Origin of the sequence: Chryseobacterium aurantiacum (genome assembly GCF_003020585.1) — a bacterium.
Classification (GTDB): domain Bacteria; phylum Bacteroidota; class Bacteroidia; order Flavobacteriales; family Weeksellaceae; genus Chryseobacterium; species Chryseobacterium aurantiacum.
The window spans coordinates 732,626-757,365 of sequence record NZ_PXUE01000001.1 but is presented as its reverse complement, the minus strand read 5'-3'; the positions used below and the strand labels follow the sequence as shown (position 1 = coordinate 757,365).

Genomic DNA, 24,740 nt, shown 5'->3' with positions numbered 1-24,740 from the left:
AATGAAAAAACTAATACTCCTTATTTCGGCATCCATTTTTTTAAGTTGCAATAAAAACTCAAAAACAGAATCAAGCAAAGTAAACCATGCTACTCTGGTAGTGGCTACTGAAGGCCAAGTTTTCAACTTTAATCTTGACGAAAATAAAATTGTCTGGCAATATAAAAGTGACATAGACAGCGCCGGTAACCGAAATCTTTTTGCAGTGGATGGGCAGAATATTTTTATGCCTTTTGAAAGCGGGAAGCTTATTAATTTTGATATTAACACGGGTAAAATCATTTGGCAACAGCAGATCTACGGTAATGGTGACCAACCATTGGATATGAGCAATGATGAGAATGAAGAAGCAAAAAGACTGAGTTCACGGATGCCTTTGTTTATGGCAAGTCCCTTGGTAGACGGACAGAATATTCTAATGGCATCAACGGGACAGCCCTCAGAAATTAACAGGGCATGGCTCTATAATTTCAACAGGGCCAATGGTACAAAAAACTGGCTTAGTGAACTGCCAACAATATACAATTATTTTGCTCCTGTAAAATATAGGAACTCCTACTTTGTAAATTCTGCTGTTTTTCTGAAAAAACTGAGCCCTCAAAATGGGGTAAATACTTCGTACGGAATGTTTGACGGAGATGTAGAAATTGTAGGACAACCTTTACAGCATAACGAAGTCAACCAATTTGACCGTCCCATTTACAACCCAATGTATACCGATGGCAATACTCTTTTCATTGGAAGTGAAGCAGGAACGATCTATGCCCTGAAACTTGATAAAGACGGCAATCTCCCTGATGGAGATATTTCTGATCCTAATAATACGTTCATTAAAAATCCCAAGGTGTTTAAATGGATCTACAAAAATGAAAAGCTTGTAGCCAAAAGAAGCCATATCCTCTTTTTTGAGGACGGTACTTTATACACTGAAATGAGAATATCTTCTAACAATGAATCCAATCTTCTCGCCATTAATGCAGAGGACGGAAATCTGGAATGGGGACAAATTCTTCCGCCTGATGTTTTGAACTGGACTATCAGCAATGGTAAAATCATTGGGAATAACATGAATACTCTTTTTTATATAGACACGAACGGAAAAAATTTCACTAAAGTCAAAATTAAAGACAAACCCCTTTCCGGGATTGAATCTATTGATGCCACACACTTTATATATGTTACCCAAAAAGGAATTGAAATTTTTGATACCCAAACCCAAACAGCAAAATTAGTCATCGCAAAAAAATTCAATGACAATGAACACAACAATCTGCAAATCAAGTACATTTCAAAATAAATAAGAATTTATAAAGTATACTATTGAAAAGCATCAAATATATAGTTGACAAAACGTTCCATTATTTAGGCTTTGTGCTAACGATGGTTTTTGTGGCTTGCCTGTTATTTTGGATCAATAATTATCGCTATTTTATCTATGCATTGATTGTTACTGTTATTATTTTTTTATTAAGAAACTCTACAAAGACAGGCTGGAAAGCAAAAGGTGAATATTTTTTAATGTTATTGGCCTTAATTTATTTCCCATTGCTTACTCTGATGTCTGTTTCACCTTTTTTAAAATTTAAGGAGTTTCAATGGACACATCCCGAATGGCAGCAAACGAAAGGGCAAGTATTATCTTATAAATCTGAATGGGAAACCCCATTTAGGAGAGTGAGTGGATATGCTTTTATTGATGTATCTTATCAATATACGCTCAATCATAAAGTCTATACAAATACAGAACAGAAAGCCGAAAAAATGTATTACCCAATATGGGAAAGTAAGGAAAGAATCCAACTATTAAAGGCGAAGCTTCTACAACAAACAAAGCAGCAGATTGATTCTCAAAAATGTATACTTCTTTATGACGTAAACCATCCTAAAGAAAGTAGATTCTTTGTCTCCCGCTCACTTTTTTATCTGCAGGGATCAGCTATTTATGCATTTTCTATCTTTATTGGAGTTTTAATGGTCTTGCTCATCATTAATCTATTTTTTTCATTCAAAAATAAGAACACAATATGAAAGGTTTCAATTCAGAAAAAATAATTTGCTCTAAAAAATGAAAACAGTTATGATATATATACTGGTTAGGTTTATTATGCTGGCCATTCCTTACTTTGCTTGGTTTGCTTTGTTTGCCGAGGCAGGATATAAACGTCAAACGTACGATCTGGACCTCATTCCGTTGTATGTTTTTTTCTTTTTGGGAGGATTGATAGGTATTGAAACTCTTTTCCGGATCAACAGAAAGGAAAAGGCTAAATATTTATCTAACATTTTACTTTTGACATTTTTTATTTTTTTGTATTTTGTTTTACCGCACAGAGATCATTTTAATTAAACAAAAACACCCTTATTTCTTTTCAGACCCTAATATAAAATCCCATCTGAGAGGAGCTAAAAACTAAAAACCTACAAATAAGATGAAACTAAATATTAAAAAAAAATCCATTATACTCTGGTGTATCCTCATCATTGCCGTTATTATTTTGCCTGATATCAGAATGTATTATCAACAGTACAAATTAAGATCTGAAAAACTTCCGGAAAAATATAGGTCTTACACTACACTGGATAGCCTTAAAGATCCTGATTATGAAATATTGAAAATATATGGAGGCTTTAATGAACCTGTACTTCAAGGAAATGACAGTACAATTATCATCATTTCCGGAAGTAGAAAAGATTCAAAAGACGGTGGAGAAGATGTGGTAAATAAATGGTACAAAATAAACCTGAACGGCCAGATAACAGATTCTTTGCAATACAGTTACAATAGCCTAAACTCTCCACACAGCTATCAGACTTTTAATGATTATATTGTAGACGTGGACCAAAACACCTATTCTAACTGGATTAAAGATGGTGATACAATTCATTATCCCTATAAAAATATTACTGAGAATAAAATATTTTCAGTTTCTGAAGCACAAAAAATCATTGCCGATAAAGAGTATATGTATGATGATATTATTCATTCCGATACAGTTGATAATGATTACAAATACAAATTAACGGTGCTTAAGGATGATGTATGGAACTATTTTTATACTGAAAAGAGCTGGACAGATTATCCGGCCTACAAAACGAATAAAAAATCAATTCAGTATGATAGGTCTACTTACAATATAGATAGCCAGCCCAATATTATTAAAAGAGATTTTGTTCATAAAGAAAAATGGGCAGCCCGTTCTTTTTGGGATCTGAAAAATTTTAGTTGGGGATCAGGGAATGGTTCTGGTGGTGATGGCTGGACCGGTACAAGTTATTTTTCGATTACAATGCCAAAAAAAATGCTGCATTACAAGCAGCACGTTTCTATAGACTATCCTAATGAGAACTTAAGAGATCCTTTTTCTTATTTTATTTACCAGCCAAAAAACGGAGCTTACCTGTTATTGATTGATACCCAAAACCAAGTTTATTATCTGATAAGACCTAAGAAGTGAAAAACAAATCAGGGCACTGTTTCCACTCCTGAAAACTTAAGGATACCTTTTTCATCTTTCAACCAAAAGATAAATTGTGCTCCTTCATGTCCGTCACCCATTTCATTTTGACGATGGGTGGTATATAGTACAATATAATTTCTGTCGCCAAATGCAGGGTCATCCTGGTCAATTGCAAACTTAATTTCCTTACGTTTCAGTCTCTCCAACAAATCCTTGTTAAAGATATTGTCGCTATGTTTACTATAAAAAGTTTTTTTATTCACAAAAGCATTGTTTTCCGGAGCTGTTTCAAAGCATAAATAGCAATATACCTTTTGAGTCGTCAGTTGATTCAGTGCCGCATAATCCTTTTGAGATATAAGGGTAATTATCTTTTGGGTAAATTGTTCTGCCTTGGTCTGGAGGTTTTGCTTATCCTTTGAAGTGTCTTGTCCAAAGGAAATCAGTGGTAAGCATACCGCAAATAGTAATGCTATGTATTTTGTTAAATTCAGTTTCATATTATCCGTTTGCTTTGTAAGATTGGTTATTATATAATAAAGCTGTTTAAACTTTTTTATTAAACCACAAAAGATATACAAAAGCTTTTTAAACACTTAAGCTATTTAAGTGATATACTTTGTGTATAAGGAAGGACACTCAAGTTTTGTTGAAAATCAAAGATTTTCATCTTATGTGAACTTAATTGTGCAGTATTTCCTTATACTTTCTAAAGTGTACTAAAGTGTTAAAAAAATAAAACCTTTTGTGACTTTTGCGGTTAAGTTTAAATAGACTTAATTTTAGCAAGGAAACCACCAATGTAAAGAATATATTCTGTTATTTTTAAAAAAAATATTAATATGACCATCAGAAATCCCCTCTTTATCTTCTCTTAGCCTAATCGCCTGAAGGGTTCCCTCACCGTAAACATCCAGGTTCCCTATGTTTCTGATTGCATTGGGAAATATCCGTTTAAGATCATTGATGGTAGACTTAGAATCTATTTTTATTCCTTTGTACAAAATATAATTTCCGTTGATAAATTTAAACTCTTCTACTGCTACTTTTTGGCCGCTGTTTTCAAAGCGTGATCCATTTTTATACAGATATTTATCATTCATTCCGTTATTTTCCGGAGTCTCAAAAATATAAGTACAAGGTTGTTCTTCGGATAATAGCCTTGTACTATCTGCCTTTCCGAACACTTTTCCAAAGTCATTAAGACTAAAAAACCTTTTCAGCTTACCATTAAACATTATATCCTGCTCCAACATTACTTCATCCAGAGTATCTTTTTTAATCTCCGTAGCTTTAGAGATATTTTGAATAGCAGAATCGGTTTTAACTTCTGTTTTCTGTATTTCACTTTGAATGACCGGATCCTTTTTGCTCTCTTTTTTTTGATTACAGGATTGGAATAAAATAACAACCAGTATAGTTGAAAGGTATTTCATATATTAGTTTTGTTTGTGATGATATAAAGCCCGACAGCATGGTATAGAGTACACAAAAATACAGTAGCCATCACCTATGGAGCGATATTATAAAAATTGAATTGTCATGAGTTTTTTATGCTTTGTAACAAAATAGAATTTCGCAAAACATTACTTATTATTGATTATTAATGTAGATTATTATTTTGCTTATAAAGTTCGTCATCTGTTTCTTTCAGAAAATCAAGGTAGCTAAAATTGGCAGGTTTGCGCTTACGGTATTCCAGATATTCTTTATAGTATCCAAATGCTCCTCCCAGTCTCGAAGTTAAAAGGAAGGTCTCATGAGCGCTAATTGCATCTATATATCCCACTTTCTTTCCTTTACTGTTAAATCGGGATAAAACCAGATATATTGTATTATTCTGGTAACAATTAAAAACTCTGGCTCTTTCTTCATTTTCTTTGCCATCATCAAACACCAGATTGAATTTTTCCTTTTTAATGAGTAAATAATTCAATACTTTCTGAAAGCTTTCTTCATTTTCAATAGTAAGCGTAAATCCGTCCAGATTATTTTCTTTACCTTTTCCATAAAAACGGATCATACTTTGGGCAAAGGAGTCTGTATCGGGAGCTTTTTCGATTTCAATTTTGGCAAAATTTAATGACAGTTTACCATCATCCACAGCATTAGACAGATAAGAGGAATATTGGGCTATCTGAGTTCCAACTCCTGCATCGGAAGCTGTTAAATCAAACTTTTTTAATTCTTTCTGTTTAACGGGGAGTATAAGTTTTTCCAAGTCAAACTGCTGGCCTTGGTATGACTGAAATAAAAACGTCATACTTACGATTAAAAAGAAAAACTTCAGCTTATTCATATTTTTAAATTTCTTGTTGAAAAATGAGCGAATAAGGTACAAAAAATAGATTGGACATTTGGTTTATAAATAAGATGAAATACATTTTTGCACAGTTATATGGGTTCAAGAATGTATACTCTTTTAATAGGCTTTATTTCCTGAAATAGTTAGGGTATGTCCGGTACTTATCGAAGGGCAGCATCTGCCATCTTCTTCAGCATATTCCAATTTTTTAACTCTAATTTTTCCATTACTGATCTTATCAAAACTGAACAAATAGTCGGGCTCGTAGCCGGCAATTACTTTCATCTTGCTCCCGGTATTCTTGTACAATGATAATCCTTGCCCTATAATAGCATTTCCTCCCTCAGGTGCCACAGACCAATAAATGGCTACATCATCTATTCCATCGCCTGTAAAGTCTCCTGCATAAGGTTCCTGAAGATCAATGACTCCACCATAGGTTTTAAGAATATTGGGCAAATAATCTTCAAATTGCTTCATGGCTAATTTTACGGCTTCTTCTTTTGAAATTCCGTTTTTTGAGGATTTTGATTCTTCTGATTTGGTTTTTGTTTCCTGAGAAAGCTGTTGTCTTTCTTTTGGCTCCTCTTTTTGTCCTTTATGATCTGATTTGCTACAACCTGTCAACACTGCTGTCAGACAGATTATACCGATAATTTTTTTCATATATTTTGTAGTGAATCTCTGGTTATTTATGGCTCTAAAAATTGCTGATATAAATATACAGTAATAGAATAATATGATAAAAGCAAACCCGGCGGTAAACTTTGTTTACCGCCGGGTTAATTTATAATTAAATGTTAGTGTTTACATTTATTATTTTACTTCTTCGAAGTCTGCATCCTGTACGTCTTCTGCTCCGGCATTGCTACCTCCAGCATTTTGAGCTCCAGCATCAGCACCAGGTTGTTGACCTGCTGCATACAATTCTTCAGAAGCTGCCATCCATGCTGCATCTAATGCCTCAGTTTTAGCTTTAATATCATCAGAATTTTTAGCTTCGAAAGCTGTTTTCAATTCAGCATGAGCTGTTTCAATTGCCGCTTTTTTGTCAGCAGAAAGTTTCTCACCGAATTCTTTTAATTGCTTTTCAGTCTGGAAGATCAATCCGTCAGCTTTGTTGAAGATTTCAACTTCTTCTTTTCTCTTCGCATCAGCTGCAGAGTTTTCCTGAGCTTCTTTTTTCATTCTTTCGATTTCTTCGTCAGAAAGACCTGAAGAAGCCTGGATTTTGATAGTTTGCTCTTTACCAGTTCCTTTATCTTTAGCAGATACACTTAGGATACCGTTTGCGTCAATATCGAAAGTTACTTCAATTTGAGGAACTCCTCTTGGCGCTGGTGGAATATCCTGAAGATCGAATCTACCGATTTCCTTATTATCGTTGAACATTGCTCTTTCACCCTGTCCTACTCTGATGCTTACAGCCGGCTGGTTATCAGAAGCTGTAGAGAATACCTCAGATTTTTTAGTTGGGATGGTAGTGTTTGCATCAATTAGTTTTGTGAATACAGACCCCATCGTTTCGATCCCTAAAGAAAGTGGTGTAACGTCTAGAAGTAATACGTCTTTTACGTCTCCTGTTAATACACCTCCCTGAATAGCTGCACCAATAGCAACAACTTCATCCGGGTTAACTCCTTTAGATGGTTTTTTACCGAAGAATTTTTCTACTTCTTCCTGAATAATAGGGATTCTTGTAGAACCTCCTACCAAGATTACCTCATCGATATCAGAAGTTGATAAACCTGCATCTTTTAATGCTTTAGCAACCGGCTCCATAGATCTTCTTACAAGATCAGCAGATAGTTGTTCGAATTTAGCTTTAGTTAAAGTCTTCACTAAGTGTTTAGGACCTGTAGCTGTAGCTGTGATATAAGGTAAGTTGATTTCAGTTTGTGGTGAAGAAGATAACTCGATTTTTGCTTTTTCAGCAGCTTCTTTTAATCTTTGAAGAGCGATAGCATCAGTTTTTAATTCTACTCCTTCTTCAGCTTTAAACTCGTCAGCCATCCAGTTGATGATCACATCATCAAAGTCATCACCTCCTAAGTGCGTATCACCATTTGTAGCTAATACTTCAAATACACCATCTCCTAAATCAAGGATAGAGATATCAAAAGTACCACCACCAAGGTCATATACTGCGATTTTTTGATCTTTGTGGCTCTTATCAAGACCGTAAGCTAACGCTGCAGCTGTAGGCTCGTTGATAATTCTTTCTACTTTAAGACCTGCAATTTCACCAGCTTCCTTAGTAGCTTGTCTTTGTGCATCGTTGAAGTATGCAGGAACAGTAATTACTGCTCTTGTTACTTCTTGTCCAAGATAATCTTCAGCAGTTTTCTTCATTTTCTGAAGTGTCATTGCAGAAATTTCCTGTGGAGTATATTCTCTGTCGTCGATTTTTACTTTTACTGTATCGTTTGGTCCGCTTACTACTTCGTATGGTACTCTTGAGATTTCCTTTGCATCTTCTTTAAAGTGAGTTCCGATAAATCTTTTGATAGAGTATACTGTTTTCTTTGGATTCGTTACAGCCTGTCTTTTTGCAGGATCTCCTACTTTTCTTTCTCCGTCTTCTGTAAATGCTACGATAGAAGGAGTTGTTCTTTTCCCTTCTGCGTTAGGAATAACAACAGGGTCTTTACCCTCCATTACAGCAACACAAGAGTTGGTTGTTCCTAAGTCAATTCCAATTATTTTACTCATAATATTTTATATTTTTTCTATTTTTAATTTTATTTACACTCTCTATTTCACAATATCTGTACCATTCAAAAAATAGTGACAAAATGACACAACAAAAATAAAACCCCGATTAAATCGAGGTTTTACATTCATTAATATGGAAATTTTTTCATACTATGGAATCATAATTTACATAGTATTCTGCTCTCCCTGTTTTAGAATATGTGGCCTAGTGATATCCAAGATCAGATGGCATACTCTCTGAACATCCTGAATTAAAACTACGGATTTTCATATTCTTGTCAGCTTCTGTCATGTCAAAATGATTCGCTTGTTATTCGGTAGGTAAATAAACAGAGCAATATCCGTCACTCTGAACATATACTTTATAATCAATAGCTTTTACATATTGATTGTAGGTACCATACCCTCCCATTTTATAGGCTTGAATAGTTTTAATAACCCATTCCTCCTTTTTATTAGCCAATATGCCATAAATGGTATTTGAGGGTTGTTTACTGATCAATAATTTAGCTGCTTTGATATTTTCAGCATAAAATTTATCAACTCTTCCATTGCTATTAAAAACTAAAAAATCGTCGTAGTGTTTACTATCAGAACCTCTCTGTGTCTCAAGCTTGGGAGGAACAATTCCAAATTTTCCTTTCGCTATATACATTCCTTCTAATATGTATATCTTATCAAATGCTATATCTGGAAAATCTTTAACATTAAAATTTTCGACTTCTTTTAACAGTTTGTTCTGAACACGGTCTATCTTTTGGCAGCCCGCTTGTGAGAAGAACGAAAAAAAAGTTAAAAAAATCATATATTTTTTATGTTTTACCATGATGTAAATTGATTTATTGTTTGGTATTGGAAATAAGGCAACCAGGAATTTGACGTCATTTGAAATGCTGGCTGCGGAGAAATCCAGCGGTGAGCGGCTACATTTTGAATGGCATGTCTTACCCACTCCGAGTTTACGCCAACTCTGTAATTACCCCAGCCAATGTAGGCTGCACCTAGTCGGTATTTAGGTCCTGTTTCTACAACCAAGCCATGGGTATATTTTTCTCCATAAGCTCCACCTAAATAATCATCTTTTCCAAATTTTCTCATTTCTGCATAATCATTTAAATAATTTTTTGCGTTATAATCATTTTCTTCGTAGGTATCTTTCATTCTTGATCCTGTGAAAAGATTAAACCCTGCATGAAAATCTCCAATACTTAAAGACATAGCTGCGGTTCTATATCTGTCATTACCATCGCCTAAAATTCCTTTACCTAATTTATCAAACGGGCTTCCATCATTTTCATAGCTCAGGGAGAAATCTCCGCTTACCAGTTTTACAATTCCTGTCTGTTGAGCATGTAAACCGCTCCATATATTGGTTCCCACCATCATTCCAAGATTCCCTTCGGTTCCCAGTGTTCCTGCCATTACAGAGGTTCTGTACTCCCAACCGCTCAAGCCGCTTCCTGCATGTGCGGTCTGATAGGTAACTCCATATCCGAAAGACATTCCGAAATCTCCGTTTTTATAGGATAAGCTAAAGTTGAAACCCGCACTGACGCCTTGTCCAAAAGCAATGGATGGCGATATGGAAAAACTAAATCCTCCTCCCAGGTTCATGCTAAAGCTCGGCATAAAGGAACCTATAAATGCTGATGTCAGCTGCTGTCCCCAGGAGCCCGACGGCACTCCTATGGCTCCCATAATGGCCCCTTGAATTGCTCCACCCAAGATAGACATTCCAAATTTACCCCAACTCCAGTCTCCAGTTTGTATGGCCTGCCCTATATAGCTTACCGCACCAGTGGCAGCTCCTATAATTGCACCGGCAATTACCAAAGCCCAAATAATTTCTCCACTAGGATCCATATACATCAATGGATTATTCAGTACATACCCGAATCTATTATAATTCTGTGTATTAAAGGGATCTTGTATATTATTATCTACGGATAGGAAAGTATGCAGCTTAGGGTCATACATTCTTCCATTCATATGAATAAGCCCTACCTGCATAAAGTGTTCATGTCCTGTATACCCTCTTTCAATAAACAGATCTGCTGTTCCTTTTTTCAAATCTATTTTCTTCCCATCCTTTTCCAGATATGTCAGATTTCCCCAAGGATCAAATTGTCTTCTTTCTTCAGCTTTTCCATCCTTACCGGAAATAGCTAGGATAGTTCCCTGGTAATCTCTGTGAATATAGTGAATTCCCTCGCTCAGGTATTCATCATATATGTCAAAATCTTTGACATGAATAACGGGAGCTGAATAAGGATCTCCTGCAATATATGTAATAATCCTTGTTTTTATAAATTGAGCAGGGGCTCTTCCGGGGAAGCGATTCTCAATAATTTCCACTGTATTATCATCAGAATAAAGTTTGTTCTTTGCATAATATGTGAAATAACTGTTATAATTATATTCTGAAGATGCTCTTGTCTGATGAATATTATAGGTGAATTTGGCCATTTCATTTCCATCCTGCATTATACTTACAGGATTTTTGTAGGCATTATATGAAATGGTCTGCAGTTGGTTTACCTTATAGTAAGCATCCCCAATAGGATTGAGGTTAATCCCTTTTTTTGCATACCTGTTACCATCTGCATATTTATAGTCTCCAACTTCGCTATTGGTATTGATTCTTCCATAGGTATCATAAGTTTGTGATTGAATCCCATTAGGATCTTTCCAGGAGATTAACCGCTGCATATTATCGTATTCAAAGCTTTCCTGCCAGCCATTGGTGATTGCTGCATTATTTCTTTTTTTCAATAATCCTGTATTGCCTTCAAATGTATACTCATTGGAGAGAATCAAACCGGAGCTATTCTTATGTCTTACTCCTTTTAAGAAATAATTGGCATCATAGGAATTGGCGATATCTGTTCCGTTACCAAAATTGGCAGAAATCACCTGTCCTTTTTCGTTGATACTGCTTAATTTCCAGAGTACATTTCCGTTGGGATCATTAATTCCTGTCAGCATCCCACAAGAAGCATACACATTTTCCATCGCCACTTCACTGGAAAGTGTACCATAGATGGTGTGCTTAGTTTCTCTTTTTACTCTTCCAAAACCATCATAGATAAAATATTTTTTGAAGATCGCTGTTCCGTTATTCTCTTCACTTTGGGCTACTCGGTAATAGTTATCATATTGATAAGTATAGGAATTATTTACCCCGTTAGAAGTTCCAGTTTCTGAATCCAGAAGTCCTTGGGCATTATAATTATAGACAATTTTTATATCTGTATTATCCCCTATAACATCTTTTTTGGCAACTCTTCCATACTGATCATAGGCATATATTGTTTTGCCTTTAGGGTTTTCCTCTTTCAGAAGCTGCCCCAAACCATCGTATACATAGGTATAATCTCCTCCCACAGAAGGATCGGACATTTTTGTTTTTCTTCCCCATCCATCTTGCTCTATATTTACAACATGCCCTGCATAGTTTGATGATTTCAGTGCTCCATTAGCATAATAAGTATAGTTAATGGTACCTCCATTATCAGTCATTTTAATTTTATTACCCCACTCGTCTTTAGTGACGGATTGTGTTTGTTGTCCATCTGTAACTGTTGCCGTTAATGCATTGTAAGAAGAGATAATAATTTTTCCGGTGGGTAAGCTGCTCTTGACCACTCTTCCATATACATCATATTCAGTGATTGTCCATTTACTTGGTGAAGTTGTGGAGAAGTAAGGCTCACTCACCTTATACGGTCTGTCTAGAACATCATAATCTGTTCTTTTTTCTATCCATTTGTCATTAAGAGACAATGCCTTTTCAACACGTGTCCTTCCCCAATTATCTGTAAATGTTTCCTTTATTGCTCCCGTGGCATCAACTACCCTAAGCTTTGTTCCATTAATAAAATCTCCTGAAGTAAGCCACTCGTAGAAATATTGAGTAGCATTATTATAAATATCCTTTTCCTGTGCTTTTCTCTGCCAGGTATCATAAACATAGGATACGGTTTGATTGAGATTATTTGTTCTGGAAATTAATGTTCCAAAATTAGAATCATAGGTAAATAGAGAGGATGCCCCTAAAATATCAATAGTCTTAATTGCAAATCTGCCAGAAGCATCATACTGAACCTTTTCAACTCTTGGTGTAATACCGTTGGTAGAAAGAGTTTTCTGAATATTATTTCCAAATACATCATATATAAAATCTTCAGTGATATAATCAGTATTGTTTCCTTTTTTTCTATTCTGCGTAAGGAGTCCGTTGGCATAAGTAAAAAGTAACTCCGTAGAAAAAGAGTCATTACCCAATACCTGTGTTTCAACCTTTTTCACCGGCCTTCCCACATAGTACTGGCTTCCGGTTCCTGATGGATTATCTTCATAATCTACCAAAGTTGTTTTTTCGCCGCCGTTGGCTACTGTTCTTGTTTTTTTAGGATTATTATAGGAATCATAGAGGTCGTAATACTGATTGATAGTGGTTCCTGCCAAGTTATCAATTTGCTGTACCTGTGATGGCAGATTCACAAAAACCTTGTTCGGTAGCAAGGAAGTTGTATAACTGTTAATGGTTTTCGAAACAAAGGTACCCGGAGAGTTAAAATCGGGGCTTGAGTTGAGATATGTTTCTTTCACCGCTCCTCTTTTCTGCGAATCCTGTAAAGAAACAGTCCAAAAAGGCTGTGTTACAGTTCCTCCATAAACAGATGATGTAGCTACCCCCTTCAAGCCTACGAGGCCTAAGCCTTCCATGTTCATTACAATTCCTTTATATCTGTATTCCTGTATTTTGGTTTCTCCATTAAAGCTTTTCTCAACTTTTTTCACAAGTTTTATAGATGGAGCAATATTAAGGTTGATATAAGGATACTGTTCAGAATTATCTGCTGTATAGGTACCGGAACCACTTCCAGTATCTATGGCCGCATCATATGAAATATCTGTTATAAGATCATTTTCTTTAATTCTCTTTAGGGTAACATCTTTACGATTATCTTTCTTGAATGAAACGTATTTTATTTTATCCCCACCGAAAAATGCATAATCCAGATTCTGGTTTGTAATATTGGAATTACTTAAAAATATAGGTGTCCCTTTATTAATGGCACCTCCGTAGGTATAATTATTTTGCCATCCATCTATATAGCCGGAAAAGCTAGGCATTCCATTCGTATTGCTTCCCATATTGTATTTCACCCCTCCTCTGTCTCTGATACTATAGTTGTCTCCATAGGCTAAATAAGCTCCATTTTGAGCAGATCCATAGTCTGGTACATTATGAGGAGTCAGAATATCGTGGTAGAACAAATCTGCTTTTCCATCTCCGTTAATGTCCGTAAAGGAATAATAAAATGTCTGAAGCATATGCCCACAGATATTGGAATTGGGGGATGGTCCTGGATAGCAAGTATTCTGAATCTGAGGCTTGAAATAATTGGTTCCTATATCCCTTACATTTCCCATAAATGATTCCCCAGAACTTATAATGAAAAACCAATTGGTATTGGCATTATCTATAGGAAATACAACATCCGTTTTTCCATCTCCATTAAAATCAGCAAGATAACATGGTAGATCTTTTTTAATCAGATTATGGGAATAAGATGCCTTTTGAACAAAGGTTCCGTTCTTTGTTCCAAATACATATAATTGACCAGGATTGAAGACATATAAATCAGAAACTCCATCGCCTTCAAAATCTGCCGAATATATTCTAGATTCTCCCGTGATTACAGCATTGGATCCCAACATGAGCGGGTTTTGAACAGCAGAATTATTCGGATCTAATTTTAACAGATAAAAAGTGGAAATATTAATCGTAACACCCTGATTACAACAACCCGGTGGAGGTCTGTTGGTATCACTCACTTTGGCTGGACCACAGTAATAATTTTGATTTACTGTATAAGGTCTCAATACTGCCAAAATATCAGAAACCCCGTCACCATCAAAATCTCCGACCAAATAATCCTTTGGAATCCTGTTATAGTAGGTATTGCTTCCGTTAATTACATTACATCTTTCATTCATTGCTGTATAAAACCTGTAAGAATTGGTGAATGAAAGATCAAGAGAATTAGCTGAGTTGGGGATATAATTATTTATTTTAATGATCTCCTCATCAGTAACAGGAGTTGCAGTACTGGTTACCACTGTAGAAACAGCATCCAGATTGTAAAACTTGTTATTAGGCAGCACTAATTTTGTTGAAAAAATTTCCTTAAACTTTTCAACATTAGTCACAGCACCGGCCACATTGGAAGTAGAATTCATCAACTGGCCGGAATTAAACCTATAAAGCTGATCTCTGGAATTAGGATAAGTCATGAAATCCAGAGAGCTATCACTATCAAAATACCCTGAAGTATACTGCCAATTGCTTCTATCATAGGCCGGAGAAACCCCAGTTATCGTTTTGGAATTATTACTGATCCCATTCTCAGTATTATCATATTCAAAAATAACAGGCTTTACCGCTTCACCACTGCCATTATATTGCTGAACACCAACGAGTCTCTGATAATTTAATGAAGTTACATCATAAGTCAATTGATATTTTCTGAAAAGCTGGTCATTTCCCGTAACCTCTACCCTATCCAGTTTTCTGTGTGAATAAATATCCCGTGCACCATAAATGTAGGCCTGATCTGTACGGGCAGCGTCTTTGTAATAAAATTGTATTTTATTGGGACTGTTATCCGGATTAACTGACAAGTTATTACCATATTCTATCGTTTTAACGTAGATATAATTATTAAAACTGTCATAGGTAAATTTAATCCTGTTTTGCTGGGCATCTTCAATATAATTGATCTTCCATTCATAGGTATTGGATCCTAGAAAGCCACTTCCGCCTCCATATTTTGTGGTTTTCCCATCAGGATAGTATACCATAAAATATTCCGGGCCGTTGGCTATATTTCCGTGGGAAACAATTTTAACATTAGAATACTGCTCTGTCTGATATTCTGCGCCGTCCGCACCATAAGTACCGGATTTCAGAAGTAATCGCTGCCCATCAAAGGCGAACCTGTCAGTATCATTATAATTCACTCCATCAATTACCCCATCATGAAATTTTGTAGAAGCTACTCTGGTAATGGAAGATATTCCGCCAATATTCCAACCCCATCCTGCAACTCCATTTCCTGCCTGGCTAGAATAAGCCAAAGAAATCCCCGGAGCAACATTCTTAATTCCCGGAAGATTGGCAATAGGTATTGTATAGTTGGCCCCTCCATTTGGAGATACCGATAACTCACCCGATGTCTGTCCTACAGACTGCCCATTCAATAGCCCCACTACTGAGAGTAGAGCTAATAAAAAGTAAATTTTGATTCTCATGGTTAGTAGTTTGGGTTATTGTTTTAAAATCTTGTAGGTTAGTTTTTCTCCGGTATTCAAATGGAAAACAACCACATACATTCCTATCGGCTTATCCGAAAGGTCCAGTACTACTTTATTCTCTCTTTTATCAAAGGTAAGTTCCCGGTACTGGGTAAAGTTGTAGGCTATATATTCCACTTTTTGGATCATAGCACCAAATTCAGGAGACCACACAAGTGTCGCCTTGTCTTTCGTAGGGTTCGGGTAAATTTTAACCTGATACTCTGGAGGAGGAAACTCTTTTTTACCGAGTTGCTCGTTGACGAGTGCATTTTTATCCGCAAATAAGCATAAAGCACAATATCGTCTTACGATCTGATTTCCTCCGCTATCATACTCAAATGATAGTGACTGTGATTTAATTCCCTCTATTGAAATCAATAAGAAAAGAATTAGCAGTAAATTTTTTCTCATAAACAATATCTTAGTATTTACAAAAGTCCAGAAAACAAATCAGCTGAGAAAGGACAATGTATCATAGATCAGGGATATAAATAAGATTAATTGTCTAAAAACGAAGCATTATTTATTTTTTTTAGATATTTTTGATAATAAAACACTAATTACCATGAAAAATTATCAGAAAAACCTTTTTGAATTGCTCATAAAGGAATCCGGAGGAAAAAAGAACCTGGTAGATATCATGATTGATAAACTGGCGCTATCCAATGATACAGCCTACAGAAGAATCAGCGGGAGAAGTCACATCACCCTGAATGAGGGTATTTCACTGGCTTCTCATTTTGGGGTTTCGCTGGATTTGATTCACAACGCAGCACCCAATAATGCCGTTTTGAATAAAATTCATGATATTTATAATATTGACGACCTGGAAATGTATTTCGATTCCTCCATTCGAAATCTACAGAAAGTAAAAAATACTCCGGATGTAGAATTTATCTATGCCGCCAAGGATATTCCTCTATTTTATTTTATGAGATTTGAGAATCTGAGAAAATTCAAAATCTATGCATGGCTAAAGCTTATGGATGTTGTTTTTTTCTCTCAGAGAATCAGTTTTGAAGACTTTGAAATTCCTGAAAAAATCAGCCAGAAAGCTATTCTTTTATCGGAAGTGTATAACGACGTAAACTCCACGGAAATATGGAGCAATGTTACCATTTATACTCTTCTTGAGCAGATCATTTATTTTCATCAGCTGGAATTAATCAATACGGAGAATGCCCAAAAGATTTGTGAAGAGATTACAGAAATGCTTACTCAAATAGAAGAAGAAGTCATTAGTGAGAAAAAAGAGTCGCTTAAGTTATATCAGAATGATCTTCTGATCATGAATAATAGCGTATTTATAAGATTTTCTGAACAGAAAATGCTCTTTTTACCCTACAATATTCTGAGCTATTATTACACACTGGATGAGAGAGTCTGTGGGAACTATGAAAAAAGCCTTGAACTGATTTTAAAGAATTCTGAATTGCTTTCTTCCAACAATAAAGCGAGGTACATTTTCTTCAACAAAATGTATAAAAAAGTAGAGGGAATAAAAAAGATGCTTCAAACTTATCATCAGCCATAAAAGGGATCTGCCCTTTGAAATAATCTGGTCTCCAAAATTGTTAAAATTAATCAAAGTTTAACCTAATAAATAGAGCCAGAAACTTTACGAATTATTATTTTTGATAAAATATATACATTTAAGATGTCATTACACTTTAATCCACGAGATATTACATGGCTTGCCTTTAATGAAAGGGTTTTACAGGAAGCCATGGACGAAAAGGTTCCTTTGCATTTAAGAATACGTTTTCTAGGAATTTTCTCCAATAATCTGGATGAATTTTTCAGAGTGCGTGTTGCCGGATTAAAGCGTGCCATGGATTTTAAGGAAAAAGTCATTGCAGAGTCTTTTTACCAGCCTCCATCCAAGATTCTTCAGAGAATCAATGAAATTGTAATGAGACAACAGCTGAATTTTGACAAAACCTGGAAAAATATTCAGGCTGAAATGGCTGACCATAAAGTTTCCATCAAAAATTCTAAAAACCTAACCGCAAATCAAAAGGAATTTGTAAGAACATATTTCGATGAGGTAGTAGAATCCAATGTGATTCCTATTCTTCTTCACGAAAATACTCCAATGCCGTACCTTAGAGATAAAAGTCTCTATCTTGGAGTTGCCATGAGAAAAAAAGACTGGCAGTATTCCAGCAACTACGCTATTATTGAAATTCCATCCCGTTTTGTAGGAAGATTTGTATTGCTGCCTACCGAAGATCCGGAAGAAAAAAACGTAATGCTTCTTGAAGATGTAATTACATTCAACCTACCCCATATTTTCTCTTATTTCGGGTATGATGAATTTGCAGCAAATGCTTTTAAAGTTACTAAAGATGCCGAATTGGATCTGGATAATGATATCCGCACCAACTTTGCAGAAAAGATAGAAAAAGGACTCAAAAACCGAAGAAAAGGGAAACCAACACGATTTGTTTTTGATAAAGATATGGATAAGGCCTTACTGGAACTTCTTATCCGAAAATTAAATTTAACAAAAAAAGACAGTATTATTCCGGGGGGAAAAATTCATAATTTCAAACATTTCATGGATTTTCCTGATGTTTTTGAAACCTATGCACGACCTGTGGAAAGGACTTCTTTTACCCACCAGGCATTTGAACATGGTGAAAGAGTAACAGATGTTATTTTAAAAGAAGATGTACTGCTTACATTCCCTTACCATAAATACAATCCTGTTATTGACCTTCTTCGTGAAGCAGCCATGGATCCGGATGTAAAATCCATACAAATCACTGCTTACCGTCTTGCAAGCAGCTCAAAGATCATTAATGCATTGATCTATGCAGCTAGAAATGGCAAGGAGGTTACTGTAATGCTTGAACTTCAGGCAAGGTTTGATGAAGAGTCCAATCTGGAATGGAAAGATATGCTGGAACCGGAGGGCATTACCGTTCTTGTAGGCCTTCCCAACAAAAAAGTGCACGCCAAGCTATGTGTTATCAAGAAAAGGGCACATAATAAGACTATTCAGTATGGTTTTGTAAGTACCGGAAACTTTAATGAAAAGACCGCCAGAATCTATGGGGACCACCTGCTTCTTACTGCAGATCGTGGCATCATGGCAGATATTAATAAGGTATTTAATGTTCTGAAAAAACCTAAGGACGATTATCTTCCGGTATTGAAAACTTGTAAAAACTTACTGGTTTGTCCGCAGTTTATGCGTGAGAAGATCGTTCATCATATTGATAAGGAAATTGAAGAGGCTAAAGTGGGAAGAAAAGCCGAAATTATTGTCAAGGCCAATTCCTTAAGTGACAGACTGCTGATTGAAAAGCTATATGATGCCGCAAAAGCCGGAGTGATTGTAAGATTAATTGTACGGGGAATCTACTGTGTCATTAACCAGAAAGATTTTAAAGAAAAAATTAAAGGTATAAGCATCGTGGATGAATATCTGGAGCATGCCAGAGTAATGTATTTCTATAATAAAGGTGCAGAAGATATGTATATTTCCTCTGCAGACTGGATGACCAGAAACCTGGATTACAGAATTGAAGCTGCTGCCAAGATCACAGATAAAAATCTTAAAAAAGAACTGAAAGATATTCTTGATATCCAGCTTAGGGATAATGTAAAAGCAAGAATACTGGACAAAAAACTAAGTAACGAGTATGTAAGAAACGACAAAAAGGAATGTCGTTCACAAATAGAAACCTATAAATATTTAAAGGCTAAAACGAGCAAAAAATGAAGATAGCAGCAATTGACATAGGAAGTAATGCAGCCAGACTTCTGATTAATGAGGTAAAAATAAATAATAAAAAACCCGAATTCATTAAACTCAATCTTCTGAGAATCCCTCTGAGATTGGGAATGGATGTATTCACCATCGGAAAGATCGGTGAAGAAAGAGAGAAAATGGTTATTGATTCTATGAAGATCTTTAGTGATCTGATGAAAATCTATAAGGTAGATCATTACAGAGCCTGCGCCACCAGCGCCATGCGTGATGCAGCAAATGGAAATGAAATCATAGAAAGAGTAAAGGAAGCTTCAGGCATCAATATTGAAATTATCTCCGGAGATGAAGAAGCCACCCTAATTTATGAAAATCATGTAGCAGAGGGTCTTGACAAAGATTTCGCATATTTATACATTGACGTAGGAGGAGGTTCTACCGAACTTACATTCTATGAAAACGGTAAAATGGTGTACGAAAGATCTTTCAATATAGGAACCATCCGTCTTCTTAACAACCTTGTTACAGAAGATAATTGGAAAGAGATGAAGGATGAAATCAAGGAGAATATTGTCAGCAAAAAACCAATTGTAGCCATTGGGTCGGGAGGAAATATCAATAAAGTGTTCTCCATGAGTAAAACCAAGGACGGAAAGCCCATGTCTTCTTCTCATTTGAAAAAAGTGTACAAAGAGTTCAATGAACTTTCTGTAGAGGAGAGAATGACGAAGCATAGCCTTAGAGAAGACAGAGCTGATGTATTGGTACATGCTCTGAATATTTTTAATAATGTGATGTCCTGGTCGGATATCAACAGAATATTTGTTCCGAAGATTTCTGTTGCAGATGGTTTAATTCAGAACATCTACAGCCAGTTACAGCATAAAATATAATTAAAAAAAACATAATTATTTCAAAACCGGACAAACTGTTGTTCGGTTTTCTTTTTTCAAAAAATGATAGTAAAATCGGACCGAAGTTTGCTCCTATTGAATTGAATTTACTATTTTAATGAAAAATTTAAAGTAAAATCTCATTACCAAACGTCTTACAATTATCAATAGCAAAACAATGAATCCAATCAAAATAATTCTCACAGGAGCTACAGGAATGGTAGGCGAAGGTGTTTTAATGGAATGTCTGGAGAATCCTAATATCTCCGAAATCCTTAGCGTAGGCAGAAAATCCTCCGGAAAAAAGCATCCTAAACTGAAAGAATACCTTGTTTCTGATTTCTTATCCATTAATATCAATGATGAACATCTAAAAGGTTATGATGCCTGCTTCTTTTGTGCCGGAATAAGCAGCGTAGGAATGAATGAGGAAGATTATACCAAAATTACCTACGATACCACCATACATTTTGCTGAAGCCGTTCTACACCAAAATCCTGAAATGGTTTTCAACTATGTTTCCGGTGCCAGCACAGACAGTACAGAAAGTGGCAAGGTGATGTGGGCAAGAGTAAAAGGCAGAACTGAAAATGCCTTAAAAAAAATGAATTTCAGAGGTGCTTACAATTTCCGTCCCGGATTTATGAAACCTGTTGATGGCCAATTGAATGTAAAATGGTTTTTTAAACCTTTTATTTGGATTTTTCCTATTTTTTTACCGTCAAAATCATTAACTTTACACGAAGTGGGTAGAGCAATGATTAATGCTGTGAATAAAGGATATCCTACCTCAACTTTAGAAATTCGAGATATTAAAAATTTAGCAATATGAGAGACATGTTAAAAAGAATTGTTCTGGTTATTTTTGTACTCTTACTTTTGACCGCAGTTTCAGGATTTCTCTATATGCAGAAACATCCCCTGGAAGGTGGAAAATCAGGAGCAATTTTAAATTTTTCCGGTAAGCCTTCAAAATAACTGAATTCTAAAATACATCCCCACCAAAAATTCCATCTTTTATTAGAAACAAACCTATTTTTTAAACATTTCTTAAAATTCCATTAAAATAGTTGCGAAACATAAAGTTCATTTTTGTATTCATCTAACTGAAGTAAAAAATGATCAACAACTACTTATTAAAAGGGTCTGTTATAGCCGCATTCTTTTTACAGAGCGGACTTTTCGGACAGACACTGATTCATTACTGGAATTTTAACAATAATACATCCTCAGCCTCCATCACTACGCCATCATCTACGTTGGCGAATGGTTCCCTTACAGCCATAGCAGGAGGTACAAGTGTGATAGATTTTGCCAACGGTACGGGACAAAACTTTAATATTGATAATTTAAATGCCAGAAACGGAGACGCATCCGGAACTCATCTGCGATTCAACAACCCAATTGGCGGAGCGTTACAATTTCACCTTCCAACAACAGGGTATAATAATGTTGTTGTAAAGTTTACCACCAGAAGATCTGCACAAGGTGCCGGAACACAAACCTGGTCTTATACAACGGATGGAACAACTTTTATGCCCTATCAAACGGTTACCCCGCAGGATGCCAATCCTCAATTAATTACTTTTGATTTTTCTGCCATTGCCGGAGCGTCCAATAATCCCAACTTTAAATTAAGAGTGGAATTCTCTGCAACAGGAGGAGGAACCGGAGGTAATAACCGTTTTGATAATTTCACGGTGGATGCTAATCCTGCCGGAGGTATTGACACCACTCCGCCTACCACAACCTATCTTCCCTCCAACAATACCAATAATGCCTCTACTACTGTAAATCCTACTATTTCCTTTAATGAAAATGTAAGACTTATAGATAATTCTGCGATTAACGATTCTAATGCACAAAATCTTGTAGAACTTCGTCTGGGAAGTTCTACAGGTACCCAAGTTCCCTTTACAACCTCTTTCAGCAATAACACCATCACTGTAATCCCTACTTCCGGCTTAATTCCGGGTCAAACATATTATCTGGCACTTAAGCCCAATACTGTAGAAGATTTCAGTGATAATGCAGTAGCTACAATAAGTTCAAGCACATTTACAACTGCCGGAACATCCATTTCTCTTGATAAAAACTTTATAAAAGTTGAGGAAAACGTGGGAAATCTGGCCTTTAAGATCAATGTAGCCAATCCCTCAACCGCAACGGTGAATTTGGTTGTGAAACCTGCACCCTTTAGTACTGCGGACAGTAATGATTTTACTTTAGCCAATCAAACTATCAATATCAATTCTTCTACAACAAGTTACACTGTTAATATTCCTATTATCGATGACACATTGGAGGAACAAAAAGCGGAATATTTTGTGGTGAGCCTTGAAAACCCAACTGGAGCAACAATTTCAGGTGATCAATCAGCAACTGTTTATATTATTGATAATGATAAACCAGCCCCTGCACCATCCAATCAGATCCAATTGAATTATATCGGGAGCTTTGATCCATCCGGAAATAATAACAGTTCTACAGAAATTGTAGTTCATGATAAGACTACACAACGACTGTTTACCATCAGCTCTATTACAGACGTTTTTGATATTATTGATTTTAGCAGCCCCGCCACACCATCTATTATCAAAACCGTAAACATGGCCCCTTACGGAGGCATCACAAGTATTGCCGTAAAAAATGGAATTATTGCCGCGGCTTCTCCCAATGCCAATCCGCAGCAAAATGGATCGGTAGTTTTCTTTGATATTAACGGAAACTTTCTAAAACAGGTTACTGTAGGTGCTTTACCGGATATGATTACTTTTACTCCTGACGGAACAAAAATTGTTACAGCCAATGAAGGAGAGCCTAATGATGCTTATACGATAGACCCTGAAGGGACGATCAGTATTATTGATATTGCGGGAGGAATTAACAACCTTGCTCAAACTGATGTGACAACCTTAAACTTTAACAGCTTTGATTCTCAGGTTGCTGCCTTAACAGCTACTGGCTTAAGAAAGGTAAGAACAAACAATACCTTATCTCAGGATCTGGAACCTGAATATGTTACGATAAACGCAGACAGCAAAAAAGCATGGGTAACACTTCAGGAAAATAACGCCATCGCTGAGGTTGATCTTACCACCAAGACTATCACCGGCATCTGGGGATTAGGTAAAAAAGACATGAGTCTTCCGGGTAACGGTTTTGATGCTTCAGACAATAATGGAGAGGTTCTTATTGCTAACTGGCCTGTAAAAGCTTATTACATTCCTGATGCAATACAAAACTATAAGGTTGGAAATACCCATTATATTGTAACCGCCAATGAGGGAGATGAAAAGGATCTTTCCGGATATAGTGAAAGAACAACGGTAGGAGCCAATAACTATACATTAGATCCTGTTATTTTTCCAAATGCTAATCTATTAAAGGCTTCACATAACCTTGGAAGATTCAGGGTATCCTCTGCTACAGGAAATACTGATGACGATGCCGATTTTGAGGAAATTGCAGCCTTGGGAGCACGTTCATTCTCAATATTTAATGCGGATACAAGGCAACAGGTTTATGACAGTGGAGACCAGTTTGAAAGATATATTGCAGCCAAACATCCTTTAATTTTCAATGCAGATAATGAATCTAACACCATTAAAAGCAGAAGCCGCGCAAAAGGTCCTGAACCGGAAGGAGTAGCCTTGGGAGTCATTAACGGACAAACGTATGCTTTCATCACATTGGAAAGAACAGGAGGAGTAATGGTTTACAATATCACAGATCCAAGCAATCCTACTTTCACAGATTATAAACATTCCCGTTCAACTTCAGCATATGGAGGAGACAACGGCCCTGAAGGAATTATTTATATCGCTCCTGAAAATACCACAACCAACAAAGGGTACGTCATCATTGCCAATGAACTTAGCGGAACCTTGTCTATGTATGAAGTGGCTGTTCCTCCTACATTAGGAACCGGTGAGGCAGCCTCAGAAAAAGCGACCTTCAGTGTATTCCCCAATCCTGTAAACAAAGGAAATACCTTATACTTCAACAGAAAACAGGACTACGAATTATACGATATGTCAGGAAAACTGATCGGAAAAGAGAAAAATGCTTTAACAATACCTACTTCAACCCTTTCTACAGGAGTTTATCTTGTAAAGACCTCGGAAGGACACCTGAAGAGAATTATTGTAAAGTAGATTATATTTTACTATTTAATTGAAGCTCCCTTTTGGGGGCTTTTTTTGTTATTTGGCCTTATCATACAAAGATTTTCTGTTCAAAATTGTAATCATTTAACTTTTGATTAACAAGGAGAAAATTATTTT

At 36.0% G+C, this 24,740-nt stretch carries 18 protein-coding genes; 10 read left to right on the top strand and 8 right to left on the bottom strand.

Going from position 1 to position 24,740, the window contains the following annotated elements; genetic code table 11:
• The first annotated feature begins 1 nt into the window (after position 1).
• From C7D53_RS03430 to C7D53_RS03415, 4 genes are all read left to right on the top strand, one after another.
• Positions 2 to 1,297: an outer membrane protein assembly factor BamB family protein gene (locus tag C7D53_RS03430; RefSeq protein ID WP_106914982.1), complete on the top strand. Its 1,296-nt coding sequence runs from the start codon at positions 2 to 4 to the stop codon at positions 1,295 to 1,297.
• A gap of 23 nt (positions 1,298 to 1,320) precedes the next feature.
• Positions 1,321 to 2,028 carry a hypothetical protein gene (locus tag C7D53_RS03425; RefSeq protein ID WP_162926066.1) on the top strand — a complete coding sequence of 236 codons (708 nt, stop codon included), beginning with the start codon at positions 1,321 to 1,323 and terminating at the stop codon, positions 2,026 to 2,028.
• A 49-nt stretch (positions 2,029 to 2,077) separates the two neighbouring features.
• The gene (locus C7D53_RS03420; protein ID WP_162926065.1) at positions 2,078 to 2,347 is read left to right on the top strand and encodes a hypothetical protein; all 270 of its coding nucleotides are present in this window, start codon (positions 2,078 to 2,080) and stop codon (positions 2,345 to 2,347) included.
• A gap of 82 nt (positions 2,348 to 2,429) precedes the next feature.
• A complete protein-coding gene (locus tag C7D53_RS03415) occupies positions 2,430 to 3,455 on the top strand; it encodes a hypothetical protein (protein ID WP_162926064.1) in 1,026 nt (341 codons plus the stop codon).
• A gap of 8 nt (positions 3,456 to 3,463) precedes the next feature.
• On the opposite strand, the gene C7D53_RS03410 is transcribed toward C7D53_RS03415, so the two are convergent.
• From C7D53_RS03410 to C7D53_RS03375, 8 genes are all read right to left on the bottom strand, one after another.
• On the bottom strand, positions 3,464 to 3,958 hold the full coding sequence (locus C7D53_RS03410; RefSeq protein WP_106914978.1) for a hypothetical protein: 495 nt from the start codon (positions 3,956 to 3,958) through the stop codon (positions 3,464 to 3,466).
• A gap of 282 nt (positions 3,959 to 4,240) precedes the next feature.
• A complete protein-coding gene (locus C7D53_RS03405) occupies positions 4,241 to 4,894 on the bottom strand; it encodes a hypothetical protein (protein ID WP_106914977.1) in 654 nt (217 codons plus the stop codon).
• Between the two features lie 167 nt (positions 4,895 to 5,061).
• Complete coding sequence (locus C7D53_RS03400) at positions 5,062 to 5,757, bottom strand: hypothetical protein (RefSeq protein WP_106914976.1); 696 nt, start codon at positions 5,755 to 5,757, stop codon at positions 5,062 to 5,064.
• 123 nt (positions 5,758 to 5,880) lie between these two features.
• A complete protein-coding gene (locus tag C7D53_RS03395; RefSeq protein WP_106914975.1) occupies positions 5,881 to 6,429 on the bottom strand; it encodes a membrane lipoprotein lipid attachment site-containing protein in 549 nt (182 codons plus the stop codon).
• 150 nt (positions 6,430 to 6,579) lie between these two features.
• Positions 6,580 to 8,475: a molecular chaperone DnaK gene (gene dnaK / locus C7D53_RS03390; protein WP_106914974.1), complete on the bottom strand. Its 1,896-nt coding sequence runs from the start codon at positions 8,473 to 8,475 to the stop codon at positions 6,580 to 6,582.
• Between the two features lie 313 nt (positions 8,476 to 8,788).
• Positions 8,789 to 9,304: a hypothetical protein gene (locus C7D53_RS03385; RefSeq protein ID WP_106914973.1), complete on the bottom strand. Its 516-nt coding sequence runs from the start codon at positions 9,302 to 9,304 to the stop codon at positions 8,789 to 8,791.
• The gene (locus C7D53_RS03380) at positions 9,298 to 15,798 is read right to left on the bottom strand and encodes a polymorphic toxin type 23 domain-containing protein (protein WP_106914972.1); all 6,501 of its coding nucleotides are present in this window, start codon (positions 15,796 to 15,798) and stop codon (positions 9,298 to 9,300) included. The genes C7D53_RS03385 and C7D53_RS03380 overlap by 7 nt, the downstream gene beginning before the upstream one ends.
• 15 nt (positions 15,799 to 15,813) lie before the next feature.
• Positions 15,814 to 16,254, bottom strand: a complete 441-nt coding sequence (locus C7D53_RS03375; protein WP_106914971.1) for a T9SS type A sorting domain-containing protein — start codon at positions 16,252 to 16,254, stop codon at positions 15,814 to 15,816.
• A gap of 154 nt (positions 16,255 to 16,408) precedes the next feature.
• Between C7D53_RS03375 and C7D53_RS03370 the strand changes: the two genes are divergently transcribed.
• From C7D53_RS03370 to C7D53_RS03350, 6 genes are all read left to right on the top strand, one after another.
• The gene (locus tag C7D53_RS03370) at positions 16,409 to 17,377 is read left to right on the top strand and encodes a hypothetical protein (protein ID WP_106914970.1); all 969 of its coding nucleotides are present in this window, start codon (positions 16,409 to 16,411) and stop codon (positions 17,375 to 17,377) included.
• A gap of 123 nt (positions 17,378 to 17,500) precedes the next feature.
• Complete coding sequence (gene ppk1 / locus C7D53_RS03365) at positions 17,501 to 19,573, top strand: polyphosphate kinase 1 (RefSeq protein WP_106914969.1); 2,073 nt, start codon at positions 17,501 to 17,503, stop codon at positions 19,571 to 19,573.
• A complete protein-coding gene (locus tag C7D53_RS03360; RefSeq protein ID WP_106914968.1) occupies positions 19,570 to 20,454 on the top strand; it encodes a Ppx/GppA phosphatase family protein in 885 nt (294 codons plus the stop codon). The genes ppk1 and C7D53_RS03360 overlap by 4 nt, the downstream gene beginning before the upstream one ends.
• A gap of 178 nt (positions 20,455 to 20,632) precedes the next feature.
• Positions 20,633 to 21,286: an NAD-dependent epimerase/dehydratase family protein gene (locus C7D53_RS03355; protein WP_106914967.1), complete on the top strand. Its 654-nt coding sequence runs from the start codon at positions 20,633 to 20,635 to the stop codon at positions 21,284 to 21,286.
• The gene (locus C7D53_RS20825; protein ID WP_162926063.1) at positions 21,283 to 21,432 is read left to right on the top strand and encodes a hypothetical protein; all 150 of its coding nucleotides are present in this window, start codon (positions 21,283 to 21,285) and stop codon (positions 21,430 to 21,432) included. The genes C7D53_RS03355 and C7D53_RS20825 overlap by 4 nt, the downstream gene beginning before the upstream one ends.
• A gap of 140 nt (positions 21,433 to 21,572) precedes the next feature.
• On the top strand, positions 21,573 to 24,611 hold the full coding sequence (locus tag C7D53_RS03350; RefSeq protein WP_106914966.1) for a choice-of-anchor I family protein: 3,039 nt from the start codon (positions 21,573 to 21,575) through the stop codon (positions 24,609 to 24,611).
• Positions 24,612 to 24,740 lie beyond the last annotated feature (129 nt).